The 17,743-nt window shown below is 72.7% G+C and carries 14 protein-coding genes; 8 read left to right on the top strand and 6 right to left on the bottom strand.

Annotated features, from left to right (window positions below):
• The first annotated feature begins 5 nt into the window (after positions 1–5).
• The 3 genes from ACFVS9_RS00955 to ACFVS9_RS00965 are packed head-to-tail and all read left to right on the top strand — an operon-like array spanning position 6 to position 3,104.
• Positions 6–1,037, top strand: a complete 1,032-nt coding sequence (locus ACFVS9_RS00955; RefSeq protein ID WP_389929254.1) for a glycosyltransferase family 2 protein — start codon at positions 6–8, stop codon at positions 1,035–1,037.
• The gene (locus ACFVS9_RS00960; RefSeq protein WP_389929256.1) at positions 1,030–2,082 is read left to right on the top strand and encodes a lysylphosphatidylglycerol synthase domain-containing protein; all 1,053 of its coding nucleotides are present in this window, start codon (positions 1,030–1,032) and stop codon (positions 2,080–2,082) included. Before ACFVS9_RS00955 ends, ACFVS9_RS00960 begins: the two co-directional genes overlap by 8 nt.
• Positions 2,076–3,104 carry an aldo/keto reductase gene (locus ACFVS9_RS00965; protein WP_389929258.1) on the top strand — a complete coding sequence of 343 codons (1,029 nt, stop codon included), beginning with the start codon at positions 2,076–2,078 and terminating at the stop codon, positions 3,102–3,104. Before ACFVS9_RS00960 ends, ACFVS9_RS00965 begins: the two co-directional genes overlap by 7 nt.
• Positions 3,105–3,568: 464 nt before the next feature.
• Here the strand turns inward: ACFVS9_RS00965 and ACFVS9_RS00970 are convergent, their stop codons facing one another.
• The 6 genes from ACFVS9_RS00970 to ACFVS9_RS00995 all read right to left on the bottom strand — a co-directional run bounded on the left by ACFVS9_RS00970 (position 3,569) and on the right by ACFVS9_RS00995 (position 10,470).
• Positions 3,569–4,606 (bottom strand): Gfo/Idh/MocA family protein, encoded by a 1,038-nt coding sequence (locus ACFVS9_RS00970; protein ID WP_389929260.1) that lies wholly within the window; start codon positions 4,604–4,606, stop codon positions 3,569–3,571.
• The gene (locus ACFVS9_RS00975) at positions 4,606–5,424 is read right to left on the bottom strand and encodes an HAD-IIB family hydrolase (protein WP_383114557.1); all 819 of its coding nucleotides are present in this window, start codon (positions 5,422–5,424) and stop codon (positions 4,606–4,608) included. The genes ACFVS9_RS00970 and ACFVS9_RS00975 overlap by 1 nt, the downstream gene beginning before the upstream one ends.
• Positions 5,425–5,461: 37 nt before the next feature.
• Complete coding sequence (locus tag ACFVS9_RS00980; RefSeq protein ID WP_389929262.1) at positions 5,462–6,847, bottom strand: DegT/DnrJ/EryC1/StrS family aminotransferase; 1,386 nt, start codon at positions 6,845–6,847, stop codon at positions 5,462–5,464.
• A complete protein-coding gene (locus ACFVS9_RS00985; protein WP_389929264.1) occupies positions 6,844–8,001 on the bottom strand; it encodes a glycosyltransferase family 2 protein in 1,158 nt (385 codons plus the stop codon). Before ACFVS9_RS00985 ends, ACFVS9_RS00980 begins: the two co-directional genes overlap by 4 nt.
• 43 nt (positions 8,002–8,044) lie before the next feature.
• Positions 8,045–9,415, bottom strand: a complete 1,371-nt coding sequence (locus ACFVS9_RS00990; RefSeq protein ID WP_389929266.1) for an MATE family efflux transporter — start codon at positions 9,413–9,415, stop codon at positions 8,045–8,047.
• 500 nt (positions 9,416–9,915) lie between these two features.
• A complete protein-coding gene (locus ACFVS9_RS00995) occupies positions 9,916–10,470 on the bottom strand; it encodes a hypothetical protein (protein WP_383114553.1) in 555 nt (184 codons plus the stop codon).
• Between the two features lie 78 nt (positions 10,471–10,548).
• Here ACFVS9_RS00995 and ACFVS9_RS01000 point away from each other — a divergent pair, with 78 nt between their 5' ends.
• From ACFVS9_RS01000 to ACFVS9_RS01020, 5 genes are all read left to right on the top strand, one after another.
• Positions 10,549–11,259, top strand: coding sequence for a response regulator transcription factor (locus ACFVS9_RS01000; protein ID WP_383114552.1), 711 nt, complete (start codon positions 10,549–10,551; stop codon positions 11,257–11,259).
• A complete protein-coding gene (locus ACFVS9_RS01005) occupies positions 11,256–12,719 on the top strand; it encodes an ATP-binding protein (RefSeq protein WP_389929269.1) in 1,464 nt (487 codons plus the stop codon). Before ACFVS9_RS01000 ends, ACFVS9_RS01005 begins: the two co-directional genes overlap by 4 nt.
• A 213-nt stretch (positions 12,720–12,932) precedes the next feature.
• Positions 12,933–14,420 carry a cellulose binding domain-containing protein gene (locus tag ACFVS9_RS01010; protein WP_383114550.1) on the top strand — a complete coding sequence of 496 codons (1,488 nt, stop codon included), beginning with the start codon at positions 12,933–12,935 and terminating at the stop codon, positions 14,418–14,420.
• 821 nt (positions 14,421–15,241) lie between these two features.
• A complete protein-coding gene (locus ACFVS9_RS01015; RefSeq protein WP_383114549.1) occupies positions 15,242–16,564 on the top strand; it encodes an ABC transporter substrate-binding protein in 1,323 nt (440 codons plus the stop codon).
• Between the two features lie 170 nt (positions 16,565–16,734).
• The gene (locus ACFVS9_RS01020; RefSeq protein ID WP_383114548.1) at positions 16,735–17,733 is read left to right on the top strand and encodes a carbohydrate ABC transporter permease; all 999 of its coding nucleotides are present in this window, start codon (positions 16,735–16,737) and stop codon (positions 17,731–17,733) included.
• The last annotated feature ends 10 nt before the right edge of the window (positions 17,734–17,743 follow it).

A 17,743-nucleotide genomic window follows, 5' to 3' on the forward strand; every position in this document is an offset into this window, starting at 1 on the left:
TGCTCGTGCGACCGCCCCGTGTCTCCGTCATCATTCCCAACTACAACTACGCGCGGACCATCCGCCAGTGCCTCACCTCCGTGGCCGGCCAGAGCTATCCGCACATCGAGATCGTCGTCGTCGACGACGGCAGCACCGACGCGTCACCGCGGATCGCCGAGGAGTTCTCCGTACGGCTGATACGCACGGCCAACGCGGGGGTCTCCGCCGCCCGCAACACCGGGGTGCGGCACAGCACGGGTGACATCCTCTTCTTCCTCGACTCCGACATCGCGCTGCGCCCCGACGCCGTCCAGCACGCCGTGGACGTCCTGGCGTCGGACCCGCGCGTCGGCTTCGTGTGCGGGATCTACGACTCCGTACCGCTGATCGACGACGGGCCGGTGGAGCGCTACAAGGTGCTGCACGGGCACTACTGGCGCCGGCGGACGGCGGGCGAGGTCAAGGCCGCGTACTTCTCGCTCGGAGCGATGCCGCGCGCCGCCTACGACCGTGCCGGTCCGCTCGACGAGTCGCTCCGCGACACCGAGGACGTGGAGTACGGGGCCCGGCTCTCCGCCGTCTCGACCGTGCTGCTCGACCCGCGGATCGTGGGCCGGCACGACGACGACGACCGCATCGGGATCCTCCTGCGCAAGCAGTACCGCCGCTCGGTCCCCCTGGTGGCCCTCTTCAGCGACCGCGAACGCGCGGGCAGGCCGCAGCTGTCGGACACCGCCTACCGTCCCAGGGCGGTCGCCGGCACCGCCCTGGCCCTGACCGGGATCGCCGCAGCCCCCCTGTGGCCGGTCGCGGGTGCCGTCGCGCTCACGGCGGGGGCGGGGGTGTTCGTCGCCGAGGAGTGGGGACTGCTGCGGTTCCTGCACGCGAAGGCGGGCGGACGGGCCCTGCCGATGATGGCGGGCCTGCACACGCTGATGACCGCGACCACCGGGGTGGCCGCCCTGGTGGGAGCGGTCCGCTGGACGGGCTCACCGTCCTTCCGGCGCCGCTACTCCAACCCGCCGGCCACGGGCGGCGCGGTCGCCGATGTCTAGTACCGCGCCCGGACCCCCCGCCGCCGGGGACACGGTGTCCCCGGCCGGCCGGGGACACCGGGACACCCTGAGGGACTTCGCACGGCGCCCCTGGGTCCGGGGCACGGCCACCGCGGTGGTGCTCGCCGTGTGCGCCGGGTTCCTGGTGCACTCCTTCGCCCGGGACGGGGAGGCCACCCGCACGGCGGTCGGACTGCTGGGGCCCGTGCTGCCCCTGGCGCTCGTCCCCGCCCTGGCGGGGCTGTGGCTGACGGCGCTCTCCTGGCGCGAACCCCTTCAGGCCCTGTCGGTCCCGCTGTCCCGCCCCTCGGCCGTACGCATCTTCGCGGCCGGCCAGCTGGGCAAGTACGTACCGGGGGTGATGTGGTCGATCGTGCTCCAGTCCCGTCTCGCGGCGGCCTCGGGGATCACCGTCTTCCACTTCACCGCCGCGTTCGGGCTGTACGCCGCCGTGTCCCTGGGCACCGGCGGTGTGCTGGGGCTGGCCTCCCTGGCGCGGCACGCCTACGGGACGGGGGCGGCGCTCGTGGCCGCCGCCCTGGTCCCGGTCCTGCTGCTGCTCCTTCCCCGGCTGCTGGCGGCCTCGGTACGGCTGGTGAAAGTGGTTCCGGCGCTCGCGCGCAGGCTGGCACCGGTCCCGCTCGGTGTGCTGCGCCGTTCCGTGTGGCTGTGCGCGGCGTCGTGGCTGGTGACCGGTGTCCATCTGTGGCTGTTCGCCGTCGCGCTGGGCGCCGACCCGCTGCGGGCCGTCCTGCCCTGTGTGGCGGGGTTCGCCGTCGCGACCTCGCTGAGCAGTCTGGTGGTGGTCGTCCCGGACGGGCTCGGGGTGCGGGAGGCGCTGCTCGCGGTGTCGCTCGCCTCCGTCCTGCCCGCGCCGGAGGCGGCCGCGGCGGCCGCCGCCAGTCGGCTGGTTCTGGCGGCTGCCGACGTACTCGCCTTCGGCTACGGTTCGTTGGCCGCCCGGACGCCTCACCCCCAGCCGGCCTCCGCCGCCCCCCTCCCACCCCCCTCACCGCACCACCCACGAAAGGACGACGCATGCTGACGACGGTCTACGGAGAATCGGTCATGGACCGGCTCCGAGGCACCCGAGCCGCCCTCGGCACCATGTACTTCGGTACCACCGTCGAGGAGAAGACCTCCTGGGAGATCCTCGACCGCTTCGCCGAGCGCGGCGGCCGTCTGCTCGACACCGCGAACTGCTACGCCTTCTGGGCGCCCGGCGGCACGGGCGAGGAGTCGGAACTGGTCATCGGCCGCTGGCTGGCCGCGACGGGGGTCCGCGACGAGCTGCTGATCGCCACCAAGGCCGGCTGTCTGCCCGATCCGCTCGACGGGCCGTTCCCGGAGTCCGCCGAAGGGCTCGGCCCGGAGGTGCTGTTCACGCAGTTCGAGCGGAGCACCGAGCGGCTGGGGCGCCCCTCCGTCGACCTGTTCCTCACCCACGCCGACGACCCGGGGACGCCCCTCGCCGACACCCTGGGCGCCCTGTCGGAGCTGGTGCGCTCCGGGCGGATCGGTGTCATCGGCGCGAGCAACCCGGGCGCGGCCCGGCTGGCCGAGGCGGCCCGCCTCGCGGCGCACGACCCGACGACGGCGGCCCCTCGGGTGATCCAGGCGCGCCACTCCTACCTCTGGCCCGACCCGGCGGCCGACATCCGGCCGCAGCTTCCGCTGGATCACGACCTGTTCGCCCACGCCCGCGAGCACGGAGCCCTGCTCCAGGGGTACTCCCCGCTGCTCCAGGGAGCCCTGACCCGGGCCGACCGTCCGCTCGCCCCCGAGTACCGGAGCCCCGGGAACGAGGCGCGGCTGAGCCGGCTGCGGGAGCTCGCCGGACGGCTGGGGGTGACGGCCAACCAGTTGTCCCTGGCGTGGATGGCCGGCGGCCCCGTGCCCGTCATGCCGGTGCTCGGCGTGAGCAGCGTGGCCCAGCTCGACGAGGCCATGGACGGGCTGGAGCTGGAGCTGGGGCAGGAGATCCGGGACGAACTCGACGCGCTGGCCCCGCTGGGCCCGTCGGGCGCGTCCCCCGCCGGAGCCCCGGTGCCCGGCGACGCCCGGTAGCCGCCTCCGTCCCACCCGCACGGATCCGGCCGGTCGGCGGACTGCCGTACGACCGGCCGGGCCGGGGTGCCGAGGTGATCACGGACGGCGGGGGACGGCCGCCGCCGTCCGTGCCGGAGGGCTCGTGGGACAGCGGGCGGATCCTCGTCCTGCCCAGGCCCACGAGGTCCTGGTGCGGCGGGGGTCAACGGCGGGGCCGGTGCTCCGGCGAGGGACGGGGAGGCGCCGGACCCGACGGCTTCCCCGTCCCTCGTGCTCCCGTCCCTCGTGCTCCCGCACCAGGCCGAGCGCTCCCGCACCAGGCCGAGCGCTCCCGCACCAGGCCGAGCGCTCCCGCGACCATTAGGCCGGAGGCGACGGAGGCCCGCTCCGGGCCGGGACGGCGCTCCGGCGGGGCAACCGGTCGCGTCCGCCCCGCCGGGCCACGGCGTCCGGCGTGGGCCGGCCGCCCGCCCCCGGAGCGCCTACCCGAGACGCTCTCCCCGGCGCAGCAGGTCTTCCAGGACCCGCTGCGCCAGGTGCCCGTCCTCGAAGCCGGCCAGCGTCCCCGGCCGCGCCCCGGACACGGCGCCCGCCCACTCCTGGAACTGCTCCAGGAAGGAGTCGCCCCACCCCGTCACCTCGCCCGGCGGGTCCGCCAGCCGGGAGGGGCCGAGGAGTTTGACCTGCTCGACGTCCACCCCCGTACGCACCTGGAGGATCTGGCCGTCACGTGAGTGGTACACGAGGTCGCCGCGGCTCCCGGTGACCGTGACGGCGAGTCCGAGCTCCTCGGGGGCCGAGGACTTCGAGGCGGTGAGGGTGAAGTGCGGGCCGTCGGTCAGGCCGCCGCTCACGAAGGCGTGGTCGTCGACCACCACGTCGCGCCCCTCCTTCGTCGCCACCCGCGTCTGGAGCCCCACCTGGCAGCCGCCGGTGTCGACCGGGCTCCGGAAGAGGAAGTGCAGCATGTCCACGAGGTGCACCCCCAGGTCACCGAGCGCGCCGCTGGTCGACCGCTCGGCCGGGCCGTCCCGCCAGGTGAAGCGGCCCCGGGTCACCGCGCTGGCACGCCGGAGGGCGACGGCCACGTGCAGCACGCGGCCCACCTCCCCCTCCTCGATCCGCCGGCGGATCTCCCGCACCACCGGCAGGTAGCGGTAGTTGAAGCCCACGCAGGACACCCCCGCCGCTCCGGAGGACCGGCGCAGCATGTCGGCGGCCTCCGCGAGGGAGGTGGCCATCGGCTTCTCGCACAGCACGTGCCTGCCGTGTGCGAGGGCCTCGCACGCGTAGGCGGCGTGGGTGCGGTTGGGCGAGGCGACGACGACGCCGTCGGCCGCCTCGTGGAGTTCGCCGAGCGAGGTGAAGGCCCGCACCCCGAGGTCCGCGGCCAGCGCACCCGCCCGGCCCCGGTCGACGTCGAGGACGCCGGCGAGCGAGACACCGTCGCCGGCCGACGCCAGGACCGCCTGGGCGTGCACCCGGCCGATGTTCCCCGCGCCGATGATTCCCACGCGCATCAACGGGACTCCTTCCGTGGTTCTTCTCGTGGACGCTCGCTCAGCTCGTCGCGCAGCACCGCGAGGACCGCGGCCGCGTGCGGGAGGCCGGACACGTCCGGATGGCGGGCGCGGGCCTCCGTGGTGCAGTTGGCGACCAGGACCCCGCGGCCGGCCTCCCGCAGCATCTCCAGGTCGTTGCCGCTGTCCCCGAAGGCGAAGGTGTGCGCCCGCGGCACCTCGTACGTCCCGCGCACATGGCGCACGACGGAGCGCTTCCCGCAGTCCGGCGGGAGGAGGTCCACGTCGTAGCAGTCCTCCGGATCGCCCGCCGCCGGGTTGCAGCGGCTCACCCCGGCCCCCAGGGAGAACTTCTCGGCCGTGCTCCTGACCAGGGCCAGGCTCCGCTCGTCACGCGCCGGTGTACGGGCGTAGTAGTAGTGGCTCTGCACCAGGCTGCCGGGCGGCCGGCCCGTCTGCGGCACCAGAGGCACCCCCAGGTCCGCCAGCTCCCGGGTCACCGCCCCGGCGAGCGCCGCGAGCCGCCCGGGCGCGGGGAGCCGTTCCTGCCAGGACGGGTCCGGGTGCGCCCCGCCGTCACGGAGGTGCAGGAGCTCGGTGCCGAGGGAGCAGGCGATGAAGTGCGGCAGCCTCCGCAGCCGGTGGCGCCGGACCTTGTCCAGGACGGACGGCAGCGAACTTCCGGTCACCCAGCCGAAGAGCAGCCCGTGCCGCCCGGCCGCCTCCACGAGGAAATCCTCCAGTTCCTCCCGGGCGGCGACCCCGGCGGCGGTCGGCGTGTGAGCCAGATAGGTCTCGTCGAGGTCGCAGAAGGCCACCGCCCGGACCTCCGGCGGCAGCGGGAGGGAGGTGGCTTCAGTGTGCGGTCGTACGGACGGCAGCATGCAACGCCTCGATCACTCGGTCCTGTTCGGTGAGGGACAGCTGGTTGTGCAGGGGGATCTGGAACGCCGTCGTGTGGAGCTCCTCGGTGTGCGGCAGCCGGCTGCGGGAGAAGAGCCTTTCGTGCAGGGAGGTCCGCTGCTGGTGGGTGAGCACGGGGTAGTAGACGTCCGTCTCCACTCCGCCGTCCTCCCGCACGCGGGCGCGGATCCTCTCCCGCTCCGCGGGCCCGCCCGGGACCCGCACGGTGAAGAGGTGCCAGGCGTGGTCGGGGGTGAAGGCGGGAAGCGTCAGCAGCCCGGCGGCATGGAGCTCCGCCAGGCCCGTCACGTAGCGCTCGGCCAGGAAGGCCCTCCGGTAGTTCTTGAGGGTCAGTCCGGGCAGCAGCCCCATGGCGACCGAGGCGACCGGGTTGTCGATCCTCGCGTTCAGCCCCCAGGGCTCCGTCTTCACGTTCTTCCGGTCGGGGTGGAAGCCGTGGTAGGCGACCGCCCGCACCCGCGCGGCGAGTTCACCGTCCGCGGTGAGGACGGCCCCCGCCTTGCCGGTCAGCCCGAAGTTCTTGTACGGGTTGAAGCTCACGACGGCCGCGTCCGAGTGCCGTGCGACGCCCGTGACGCCGATCGCCTGGCAGGCGTCCTCCACGACCCGCAGACCGTGCGCGTCGGCGGTACGGCGGAGCGCCGCCATGTCGGCCAGCCGCCCGTACAGGTGGACCGGCAGGACCGCCCTGGTCCGGGAGGTGACGGCGGCTCCGGCCGACACCGGGTCGAGGGTGTGGCGCTCGGGCTCCACATCGGCGAGGACGGGGACCGCCCCGCAGGCCAGGACCGCGTTCTCGGTCGCCGCGAAGCTGTTGGCGGGGATGATCACTTCGTCGCCGGGCTCCACCCCGACCGCACGCAGCGCGACGATCAGGCCGTCCGTGCCGCTGCTGGTGGCGGTCGTGCGCAGGCCGGTGAAATCGGCGAGCGCCGCCTCGAACGTGGCCGCCGCCGGCCCGCTCGTCAGCTCACCCGTCACCAGGGTCCGCGCGAACGCCTCGGCCGCCACCCGCTGCTCGGCCGGGGTCAGCAGCCGCGCCTTCGGCAGGAACGGGACCGGGCGCCGCCCGCCCGGCCGCCCGTCGCGCTCCTCCCGGTGGAAGACGGAGTCCGGGGCGGACGGGGAGAGGCGTTCCGTACGTCCGTCGAGCAGCCCGGCCAGCTCCCGGTGGGCGAGGCAGGCGGAGGACGCGTACGCGGGGACCCGCCCGGCGCGGACGTCCAGCACCAGCCGGTGAAGGGCGTGGCTGTCACCGGTGAAGACGCCGCCCCCGGGCACCCCGGTGCCAGGGAGCCCCTGGGTCATGGTGGTCATGCCGCGGCCTCCTCGTACGCCGCCAGCTCCTGCGGGACGGTGAAGCCGAAGGCGTCGGCCGCCTTGCGGAGCACCTCCGGGTCCGGCCGCTTGAAGTAGAGGAGTTCGCGTCCCGTCCGCAGGCCCTGGACGGTGAGGGGCAGATCCCGGTCGTCGGTGGTGTCGATCACGACCAGGTCCGTCAGGGCACCGAGCCGGGCCGCCTCCGCCCCGGCACCGGGCAGGCCGGGGCCGTCGACCACCAGCACCTCGTAGGTCCGCCCGAGGGGCAGCCTCCCCTCCAGGGCCCGGCAGGCGAACTCGAACCGGAGATAGGCGTCGAACCAGCTCAGCCGGGTCTCACGGTCGGGGTCGAAGTAGTCGTCCAGGATCCACTGCAACCGGACCTCCGTCCCGGGGTGACGGTCCACGAAGTAGGCGAAGTTCGCACGCCAGTCCGCGTAGCGCTCCCGGTCCGACTCGGGGTGGACCTGGTGGTAGACGCGGGCGTAGGGGGTGTGGACGAGGGCGAGACCGGCGCGGTGCAGGCGGTATCCCAGCTCGACGTCCTCGAAGCTCCACCTCTTGATGTTCTCGTCGAAGCCCCCCACGGCCAGGAGCTGTTCCTTGCGCACGGAGACGTTGCAGCCGTACAGGAAGTGCCAGCCCGTCGCCAGGCCGGCCAGGTTCTCCGAAAGGGTCCGGGTCACCTCCGCGCGCTCGTCCGCCTCGGCGACGGGCGGGAACGCCTCGGGGGCGAACTCCTTCCCCAGGAGGTCCAGATCGACCGGGCCCGCCGCCAGGTAGTCACGGAAGCCGATCGCGACGGCGTCGGGACGGTCCCGGTGGCAGCGGAGGTGCTCCTGGACGAACAGGGGGTCGATGATCTGGTCGCCGTCCGCGAAGGCGATCACCTCGCCGCCGGCCGCGCGGATCCCCGCGTTGCGGGCCGCCGAGCGGCAGGAGTGCTCGGTCCGGGGGAGGTACAGCCTGCGGAGCGGATACGTGAGGGGCAGGGCGTCCACCATCTCGCCCGTGCCGTCCGTCGAGCCGTCGTCGACGAGTACGACCTCGAATGCGTCGGTTTCCGCGACGATTTGGTGGTTCAGGGACACCAGGCAGGGGGCGAGCAGTTCTTTCGAATTGTACGTGGGAATGACGAGGCTGACCTTCACGGAGCTCCTAAGGAATCGTTCATCAGCAGTGCGCGGCGTCGGATCAGGTATCGGAGACTGACGCCTTTTTCGCCTGTCCGGGAAGGGTCGGACGTTCCTGGCGTTTCCCGGGCAGACGGCGCCAGCGGATATCCATCAGCAGGGCCCGGAGGTTTTCGTCGACCGCCATGGCGATCATCACCCCGAGTATTCCGAGCCCGAGCGGAAGTGACAGGGCGTACGCGAGAGGGAGGAAGACGGCCCACAGGACGACGATGCCGACCACGGCCGGGAACACGACGTGGCCGACGGCGCGCAGGGAACTCGCGGTCGTCATGATCAGCGAGGAACCGGGGAGATAGAGCAGGCCGCACCAGAGCAGCAGCTTCCCGGCGTCGGCGATCTCCGGATCGGCGGTGAAGCCCCGCATGATCCACTCGCCGGACAGGCCCGTCACCAGCGCGAGGGCCACGGCGGCCGCCACCCCGGCGGCCCGGGTGTTGCGCGCGAGCTGCCGGATGCGGCCCGTCTCCCCGGCCCCCGAGAGGTGGCCGAGGGCGATCTGGAGTCCCTGGGACAGCGCCGAGGAGAACATGCCGATCATGTTGGTGATGCTGAGCGTGTACATGCGCGCGGCCAGTTCGTCGGTCCCCACCGCCGAGATGATCCGGGTGGTGACGATCTGCGCGAGCTGCCAGAAGGCCGGCTCCAGCATCGTGGGCAGCGAGAAGGCGACCAGCAGCGCGGCGTGCGCCCTCAGCCGGCCCGCGTCCGCCGGGCGGCGGAACCGGATCCGGATCCTGAAGAACACCAGCCACAGGCTGTAGAGCAGACCGGCGCAGGTGGCGAGCGCCGTCGACAGGGCGACCCCCCTGACGCCCCATCGGGGACCGGACGCGGAGAGCACCAGGACCAGGATCAGCGCGACGTTGACGACGTTGGTGAAGACGGCGGCGAACATCGCGTGCCGGGTGAACCCGTTCGCGGCCAGCACTCCGCCGAGCATGGCCACCAGGGAGTGCAGCACCGCACTGCCCCCGACGATCCGCAGGAACGTCGTACCGAAGGCCAGGTGCTGCCCGCGCAGCCCCATCAGGCCGGCCACGTCGTCGGCGAGGACGAACAGCGCGGCGCTCACCGCCACGCCCAGGACCACGTGCAGCAGCAGGGCGACGAAGTAGTACTCCCGGACCTGGCCCGGTTCCCCCCGGCCCAGGGCGCGGGCGTACACCAGGCTGCCGCCCTGCCCCATGAAGGAGAACATCATGAGCACGAACGTCGCGACGGTGTTGACCGAACCCACCGCGCCCGCGGCGTCGTCCGAGATCCGGCCCAGCGCCCAGACGTCGACGAGACCCATGGAATACGTCGACAACAACTGGAGGAAAATGGGCCAGCTCAGGGAGAAGACCCCGAGATTACCTTTTGGCGGCACGACCGTGCATCTCCGTTCCTTTGCCCTGTCGGGCCGTATCCGTACGAAATGCCGAACGGCGCGGCCGGAAAGCCTCAGGGCTGGGGGCGGGATCCGAGGGAAATCCGGTTCTTCCGGTCGGGCAGCGCGATGTTATCCGCACGCCGACTTCCCCAGGAAGCAAGTATCGAAAAGGAAGGGGCCATTCCGTGCCGCGGCGGCCGTCGGCGGGTACGCGGAGCGAGTGACGAGGAGTCACGGCCGGAAAGGGATGAAACACCTGCCGGGGTCGGAAGAAGAATCCCGGAGACACCGTCCGTGACGGAACGCGGGGGATCCGGGAACCGCGGTGCGCGCGCCGGTACCGGCGCGCGTGGCCGATACTCTCGCGCGGATCGGCCGATTCGCGTCGGGTGGCGGAGCGGGCGAGGCGACGGGCGGCAGCGCGCGCCCGCGCGCGGTCGTCCTCGCCGAGGGCGCCGGCCTCGGGCTCGCCGGTGGCCCCGCGCGCCCGCGCCCGGTCACTGGTCGACGGTCTCGACCGTCGGCGGATGCCCGTTCCAGGTGCAGAAGACCGACTGCGTCGCGCCCGCCCCGTCGCTGAAGTCCACCCGGATCCACTCCGGGTTCGTCCACACCTGCATCGACCACCCCGGCTCCGGTGTCGCCGAGACCAGCGTCGCCGAGTCGTCCGCCAGTTCCAGCACGACCCTGCCGCCACGCGTCGGGTAGCTCCTCACCTCGCCCGCGTCCGCCGGGGGCGGCGGGGGCGTGGCGGGGCTCGGACTCCGGTCCGGGGGGCGGGAGGACGGCAGCCGGGAGGGCGTGGCCGAAGGCGGCGGCGCGGTCCGGGAGGCCGTCGCGCCCGGCGGGGCCGGGGGTGACGCGCGGTGCGTCGAGGACGACACCGGCTCGTCCGTGGCCTGCCCGGCCCGCGCCCCCACCGAGATCGGAACGGCCCGCGGAGGGTCGTAGACGGTCCCCGACATGACCGTGTGCACGCCCCACCACGACAGGGTCACCGCCGCCCCCGTGGAGAGCGACCACGCGACCGCGTGTACGAGTCCTCGTTGCATCGGGCACATCCTGCACCACCCGCACCGGCACCGCCGTGGAGGGGACCCCGTTCCTCCGGATGGGCTACGGTGCGGCGCATGCCTAGTGTGCTCGTGGTCGAGGACGACCAGTTCGTACGTTCCGCCCTCATCCGGCACCTGACCGAGGCCTCGCACACGGTGCGCAGCGTCGGCACCGCGCTCGAAGCGCTCCGCGAGGTCGCGCACTTCCGCTTCGACGTCGTCGTCCTCGATCTCGGGCTGCCCGACCTCGACGGCGCCGAGGCACTGAAGATGCTGCGCTCCATCACCGACGTACCCGTGATCATCGCGACCGCGCGGGACGACGAGGCCGAGATAGTCAGGCTGCTCAACGACGGTGCGGACGACTACCTGACCAAGCCGTTCTCGGTGGAGCACCTCTCCGCCCGCATGGCGGCCGTCCTGCGCCGCACCCGGGGAGCCGGCGCGCAGGCACCTCCCCCGCGCGTCCTCCAGGTCGGCGGGCTCTCCATCGACCCGCTGCGCCGCCAGGCCGAACTGGACGGCACCGCACTGGACCTGACCCGGCGGGAGTTCGACCTGCTGGCCTTCCTGGCCGGCCGCCCCGGGGTCGTCGTGCCGCGCCGCGAGCTGCTCGCCGAGGTCTGGAAGCAGTCCTACGGCGACGACCAGACCATCGACGTCCACCTCTCCTGGCTGCGCCGCAAACTGGGCGAGACGGCCGCCAGGCCGCGCTACCTGCACACCCTGCGGGGAGTCGGCGTCAAACTCGAACCACCGGCCGCGGCCCCGGAACCGTCCGCGTGAGATGGGCCCTGGTCAGGGTCTGTCTGGCCGTCACCGCCATGGTCGTGATCGCGTTCGCCGTGCCGCTCGGACTCGTCGTCGCGGAGATGGCCCGCGACCGCGCCTTCTCCGACGCCGAGCGGCAGGCCGCCACCATCGGCCCCACCCTCACCATCACCACCGACCGCGAGGAACTGACCCGGGCCGTCCTGTCCACGGAGCCCGGCGGCCGGGGGCGCCTCGCGGTGCACGTGCCGGCCGGCGAGGCGGGGGGCGCGCGGCTGGAGATCGGCACCCGGCGCGCAGCCCCGGCCGACCTGGAGACCGTACGGAAGTCGGGGCGGGCCTCCATCGCGGACGTCGCCGGCGGCTCGGTGCTGCTCCAGCCCACCGCTCTGGGTTCCGGGGGCATCGCCGTGGTGGAGGTCTTCGTGGCCGGGGAGGACGTCTCCCACGGCGTCGGCACGGCCTGGCTGGTGCTCGCCGGCGTCGGCGTCGCGCTGATCGTCGGCTCGGTGGCCGTCGCCGACCGGCTCGGCGTACGGATGGTGCGGCCCGCCCAGCGGCTGGCGGGCGCCGCCCAGGACCTGGGGGAGGGGAGGCTGGGGACCAGGGTCCCGGAGGAGGGGCCCACCGAACTCCGCTCCGCGGCGGTCGCGTTCAACTCCATGGCCGACCAGGTGGTCCAGCTCCTCGCCAACGAGCGCGAACTGGCCGCCGACCTCTCGCACCGGCTCCGCACCCCGCTGACCGTGCTCCGCCTCAACGCCGCCTCGCTGGGCGAGGGCCCGGCCGCGGAGCAGACCAGGGCGGCGGTCGAACAGCTGGAGCACGAGGTCGACACGATCATCCGCACGGCGCGCGAGCAGCGCCCCCAGACCCAGGGCGGGCAGCCGGGCCCCGGCGCCGGGTGCGACGCGTCCGAGGTCATCCGGGAGCGCATGGGGTTCTGGTCGGCGCTGGCCGAGGACGAGGGCCGCACGGTGCGGCTGGCCGGAGTGGACCGCACGGTGCGGATCCCGGTGGCCAGGCCCGAACTGGCCGCGGCTCTGGACGCCTTGCTCGGCAACGTCTTCCGGCACACTCCCGAGGGCACCGCCTTCGCCGTCGACGTCCACCACAGCGGCGGTGCGGTGCTCGTGCTCGTCTCGGACGCCGGTCCGGGCATACCCGATCCGGAGTCCGCCCTGGCCCGCGGTGCCAGCGGAGGGAACGGGGCGCGCGGCGGGCTGGGCTCGACCGGTCTGGGACTCGACATCGTCCGCAGGGTCGCCGAATCCACCGGCGGTGACCTGCGGATCGGACGGTCGGTGCTCGGCGGCACGGAGGTGCGCATCTGGATAGCGCTGGACGGCGGCCCGGCCGGGCGGGCGCGCCGGGGGCACCGGGTCGGACGGCGAAGCGGAAGACGGGGGCCGCGCGGGGGCAAGGGGCGGAACGCGGACCTCCGCGCCGCCCGGGACCAGCCGGCACAGGACTGACGGATCATCATATCCGGTGCGGGCCGGGTTCGGTGCCCCCGGTCCTTTCCGGTGCGGGCCGAGTTCGATGCGCCCGGTCTTAACCGGTGCCGATGTCCTCCTTAAGCAAACCCTAAGAACACCGGCCCGGTTCCCGTACGTGCTGTTTGCCCGGTTCGAGGCGGCTAGCGTTCAGGCGCAATCACCCCCCGGCAGCACGAAGGCAGGCACCCGATGGGCACCAGCACGCACCGCCGTACGGCGAGTACCCGCACGAAGGCGGTCGGCGCGCTCGTCGCCGCGGCGGTCGTGGGCGGCACGGTCCTCGCGCTCACCGGCACGGCGCAGGCGGCCGCCGTCGGCGCCACGTACACGAGGGCCAGCGGCTGGACCGGTGGCTACACCGGGCAGTACGTCGTCTCCAACACGAGCGGGACCGTGCAGTCCGGGTGGACGCTGGAATTCGATCTGCCGGCCGGCACGAGGATCGACTCCCTCTGGAACGGCGAGCACACCGTCGACGGCGACCACGTGACCGTGAAGCCCGCGAGCTGGAACAAGGACATCGCCCCGGGCGGGTCCGTGACGGTCGGCTTCGTGGCCGCCTCCGGCGGGACCGCCGCCGATCCGCGGGGCTGCCTCATCAACGACGCCGCCTGTTCCGCGGACGGGGGCACCGTACCCGAACCGGGCGGACGCCCGACCGAGACCCCGACGGCGGCGCCCGCCCCCACGGAGACCGCGACCGCCGAGCCCACGGAGACCGCGACCGCAGAGCCGACGGACGCACCGACCGCCGAGCCCTCCGGTCCGCCCGGCGGCACGGCCGACGGCGCCGGATTCGCCCCGTACGTCGACACCTCCCTCCACCCCGCCTACGACCTGTCGGCCACCGCGTCCAGGACGGGCGTCAAGGAGTTCACCCTGGCGTTCATCACCTCGGGCGGGGGCTGCGCCCCGCTGTGGGGCGGGGTCACGGGGCTCGGCGACGACAAGGTCGCCGCCCAGATCTCCGCGCTGCGGGCCGAGGGCGGCGACGTGCGGGTCTCCTTCGGCGGCGCGGCGGGCGCCGAACTGGCGCTGCACTGCTCCTCCGCGGCCGAGCTCGCCACGGCGTACGGCAAGGTCATCGACACCTACGGGCTGACCAAGGTCGACTTCGACGTCGAAGGCGGGGCGCTGCCCGACGCCGCCGCCAACTCCCGTCGCGCGCAGGCCATCACCCAGCTCCAGACCTCGCACCCCGGGCTGGACGTGTCCTTCACGCTGCCCGTGATGCCGGAGGGTCTGACCCAGCCGGGTGTGGACCTGATCGCGGACGCGAAGAGGAACGGCGTGACGATCGGCGCGGTCAACATCATGGCGATGGACTACGGGGCCTCGTACGGCGGGGACATGGGCGACTACGCCGCCCAGGCCGCCACCGCCACGCAGGCGCAGGTCAAGAGCGTGCTCGGGCTCTCGGACGCGGCGGCCTGGAAGGCGGTCGCGGTGACCCCGATGATCGGCGTGAACGACGTCGCCACCGAGATCTTCACCGTCGAGGACGCCACGCAACTGGTGGCGTTCGCACGGGAGAAGGGCATCGGCAGGCTGTCGATGTGGTCGGGCACACGGGACGCGCAGTGCGCCGGCGGGGCGAAGCCGACGGCGGACGCCACGTGCAGCTCGATCCTCCAGGAGCCGCTGGCCTTCACCAAGGCGTTCGCCGCCTTCGGGTAGCCCGCCCCCGGACCAACCGCCCCCGGATGGTCCGGCACCCTCCGGACACTGTGGCCCCCGCACCACCCGGGAGCGGGTGGTACGACACCCGTCACCCGGACCACCGTCCCCGTGCGTCACGGCGCACCCACCGACCCACCCCCTCCGCGCGCCCCGGCCGGCCCCCACACCCCCCACACCCGGCCGGGGCGCGCGCCCCTGTGCGTGCGCTCTCGCGGGGCCGCAGGGGCGGGGGCCGCGTCCGGCCCGTGGTGCCCGCCTCCAGGGGCACGTTCGGGACGAAGCGGAACCCGCCTGCCGCGCGGTGGAGTTCGGGGAAAGAACACGGAAACGTCCTGTGACCCCTCTGTGCACCCCCGCGACACCCCGCCCCGTTCATCTTCCGGCGGGCGTACGCGGGTTGCGCGGGTGGGCGGCGCCCTTTCGGACGTGGCGCGGGAATCCGCGCCGCGGACCGCCCCTTCCCAGGCCCGGAAGGGCGGATCGCCACCCCGCACCCCGTGCGACCTGCGGTGATCCAGAAGGCAACGCGCCCCGCATGCAGGGCGCGAGAGTAAACACAAGCCCTCGGTCGGACACGTTCCCGTGACTTGCAGGACACGCTCGGGCAACGGAAGCGTCTTCAACTCTTGACACCCACCCCCTTGAGGCAGCAACCTTCCGGCATCAGCGCATGGGAGCGCTCCCATATCGAACGAGGTTTTTCGCTCGTACGGGGACGGCACCGCCCATGTCCTCTCCGTACCACCGGCACCCGCACCACCCGTGCGCATGCCGAGCAGATCGAACGCCAGTCCCACCCTGGAACAAGGAGTAGTGGAATGCGCATCACCCGCACCGTCGCAGGTCGAGGCCGCAGAACCGCCGTCATGGCCACCACGGGCCTCTCGGCCGCCGCCCTGCTGCTGACCGGCTGCAGCGACTCGGGCTCGGACTCGGACGAGGCCGACGCGAACGGCAACATCACCCTGACCGTGGCCGACTTCGGCCAGTTCGGCTACAAGGAGGCGGGGCTCTTCGCGAAGTACCACGAGCTCCACCCGAACATCACGGTCAAGGAAAACGTCACGGCCGACGAGCAGGTCTATTACCCCAAGTTCCTCCAGCAGCTCAACACGGGCAGCGGCCTGGCCGACGTGCAGGGCATCGAGGTCGGCCGTGTGAAGGAGCTCGTCGACACCAAGGCGGACGCCTTCGCCGACCTCTCCAAGGTGATCGACCCGGACCAGTGGGTGAACTGGAAGGCGCTCCAGGCGAGCTCCGACGACGGCAAGGTCATCGGGGCCGGCACCGACATCGGCCCCATGTCGATCTGTTACCGCCGTGACCTCTTCGAGCAGGCCGGCCTGCCGACCGACCGCACCGAGGTCGCCGCGAAGCTCGCCGGCGGCTGGGAGGACTACCTCGCGCTCGGTGAGGAGTACAAGAAGAAGGCCCCGAAGGGCACCTTCTTCATGGACTCCGCCAGCGCCATGTACAACGGCGTGGTCAGCTCCGACTCGGAGCAGTACTACTCCAAGGACGGCAAGGCGATCTACAAGGAGAGCGCCGGCGTCAAGGCGGGCTGGAAGCTCGCCTCCGAGGCGGTCGACAAGAAGCTGACCCAGGGCCTGGCCCAGTTCAGCCCGCCGTGGCAGGCGGCCCTGCGCAAGGGCAGCATGGCCACCGTGGCCTGCCCCGCGTGGATGGCCGCGCAGATCGCCACCTACTCCGGTGACGACTTCAAGGGCAAGTGGGACATCGCCCGCACCCCGGGTGAGACCGCGGCCAACTGGGGCGGTTCGTTCCTCTCCGTGCCCGCGAAGGGCAAGCACGTCAAGGAGGCCGGCGAGCTCGTCAAGTGGCTGACCGCGCCCGAGCAGCAGGCCGCCGTGTTCAAGGCCGCGGGCCTCTTCCCGTCGAACAAGGGCGCCTACGACCTGCCCGACGTGAAGACCGCCAAGCTCGAGTACTTCAACAACGCCCCGATCGGTGAGATCTACGCCGAAGAGGCGCAGGCCATCCCCGCGGCCGTGCTCGGCCCGAAGGACGGCGTCATCAAGGACACCATCTCCACCCAGATCAACAACATGGAGCAGCGGGGCACCAAGCCGGACGACGCCTGGAAGGCGGCGACCGAGGCGATCGACAAGGTGATCGGCTGATCCTCGCCGGTGCGGGCGGCCGGGACGACTTCCACGCGTCCCGGCCGGCCCGCACCGGTGCCGGTTCCCCCACCGGCACCGCGCACCTTCTCCGACACCTCCGCCGGACCTGACCAGAGGTCCGGCCTGCCCCTGCGGTGTCGGCACACCCCAGGGAAGGACTCCCACCTGTGGCAACCACCACCCCCACCCGGGGCGTACAGGGCCGGCGGCCCGACCGCCGCGCCCCGAAGCCCATGACACCCGGCCGCCAGGCATGGCGCAGCCGGCTGTGGCGCTTCGACGACAAGGCGTCCCCGTACGCCTACATCGCGCCCTTCTTCCTCGTCTTCGGGGCCTTCGGGCTCTACCCGCTCATCTACACCGGCTGGATAGCCCTCCACCGGGTGGAGATGACCAGCCTCGACCAGATGGAATGGGTCGGCTGGGGGAACTTCAGCACCATCCTCCAGGACTCCGAATTCTGGACCGCGGTCACCAACACCTTCGTCATCGGCGTCATCTCGACCGTGCCGCAGCTGATGATCGCGCTGGGACTCGCCCACCTGCTGAACTACAAACTGCGGGCCAGCACCTTCTGGCGCACCGTGATCCTCACGCCCTACGCCACCTCGGTGGCCTCCGCGGCACTCGTCTTCGCCCTGGTGTTCCGTGCCGACGGCGGCCTGCTGAACTGGGTCCTCGGGTTCTTCGGCGCCGGCGAGACCAACTGGGCCAACGGACACTGGTCGTCCAACATCGCCATCGCGGTCATCGTGATCTGGCGCTGGACGGGCTACAACACCCTGATCTACCTGGCCGCGATGCAGGCCGTCCCGTCCGACCTCTACGAGGCGGCCTCGCTCGACGGCGCCTCGCGGTGGCAGCAGTTCCGCAACGTGACGATCCCCGCGCTGAGGCCCACGATCCTCTTCACGATCGTCATCTCGACCATCGGGTCCATGCAGCTCTTCGGTGAGCCCCTGCTGCTCGAGGGCGGCCAGGTCGGAGCGCGGGGCGGCACCGAGCACCAGTACGAGACCCTCAGCATCTACCTCTACAACTACGGCTGGAACCTCGGACACCTCGGTCCGGCCGCCGCGGTCGCCTGGGCCATGCTCGTCCTGCTGCTGCTCATTGCCGCGATCAACTGGCTCGTCGGGCGCTTCATGCGCAAGACCGCGGCCTGACGGGGAGCGA

Origin of the sequence: Streptomyces sp. NPDC058008, from assembly GCF_042886395.1 — a bacterium.
Taxonomy (GTDB): Bacteria; Actinomycetota; Actinomycetes; order Streptomycetales; family Streptomycetaceae; genus Streptomyces.

Excerpts from the sequence above, each read along its gene's own strand:
- ACFVS9_RS00960 (WP_389929256.1), top strand. The coding sequence starts at position 1,030 with ATGTCTAGTACCGCGCCCGGACCCCCCGCCGCCGGGGACACGGTGTCC.
- ACFVS9_RS00965 (WP_389929258.1), top strand. The coding sequence starts at position 2,076 with ATGCTGACGACGGTCTACGGAGAATCGGTCATGGACCGGCTCCGAGGC.
- ACFVS9_RS00970 (WP_389929260.1), bottom strand. The coding sequence starts at position 4,606 with ATGCGCGTGGGAATCATCGGCGCGGGGAACATCGGCCGGGTGCACGCC.
- ACFVS9_RS00980 (WP_389929262.1), bottom strand. The coding sequence starts at position 6,847 with ATGACCACCATGACCCAGGGGCTCCCTGGCACCGGGGTGCCCGGGGGC.
- ACFVS9_RS00995 (WP_383114553.1), bottom strand. The coding sequence starts at position 10,470 with ATGCAACGAGGACTCGTACACGCGGTCGCGTGGTCGCTCTCCACGGGG.
- ACFVS9_RS01000 (WP_383114552.1), top strand. The coding sequence starts at position 10,549 with ATGCCTAGTGTGCTCGTGGTCGAGGACGACCAGTTCGTACGTTCCGCC.
- ACFVS9_RS01010 (WP_383114550.1), top strand. The coding sequence starts at position 12,933 with ATGGGCACCAGCACGCACCGCCGTACGGCGAGTACCCGCACGAAGGCG.
- ACFVS9_RS01015 (WP_383114549.1), top strand. The coding sequence starts at position 15,242 with ATGCGCATCACCCGCACCGTCGCAGGTCGAGGCCGCAGAACCGCCGTC.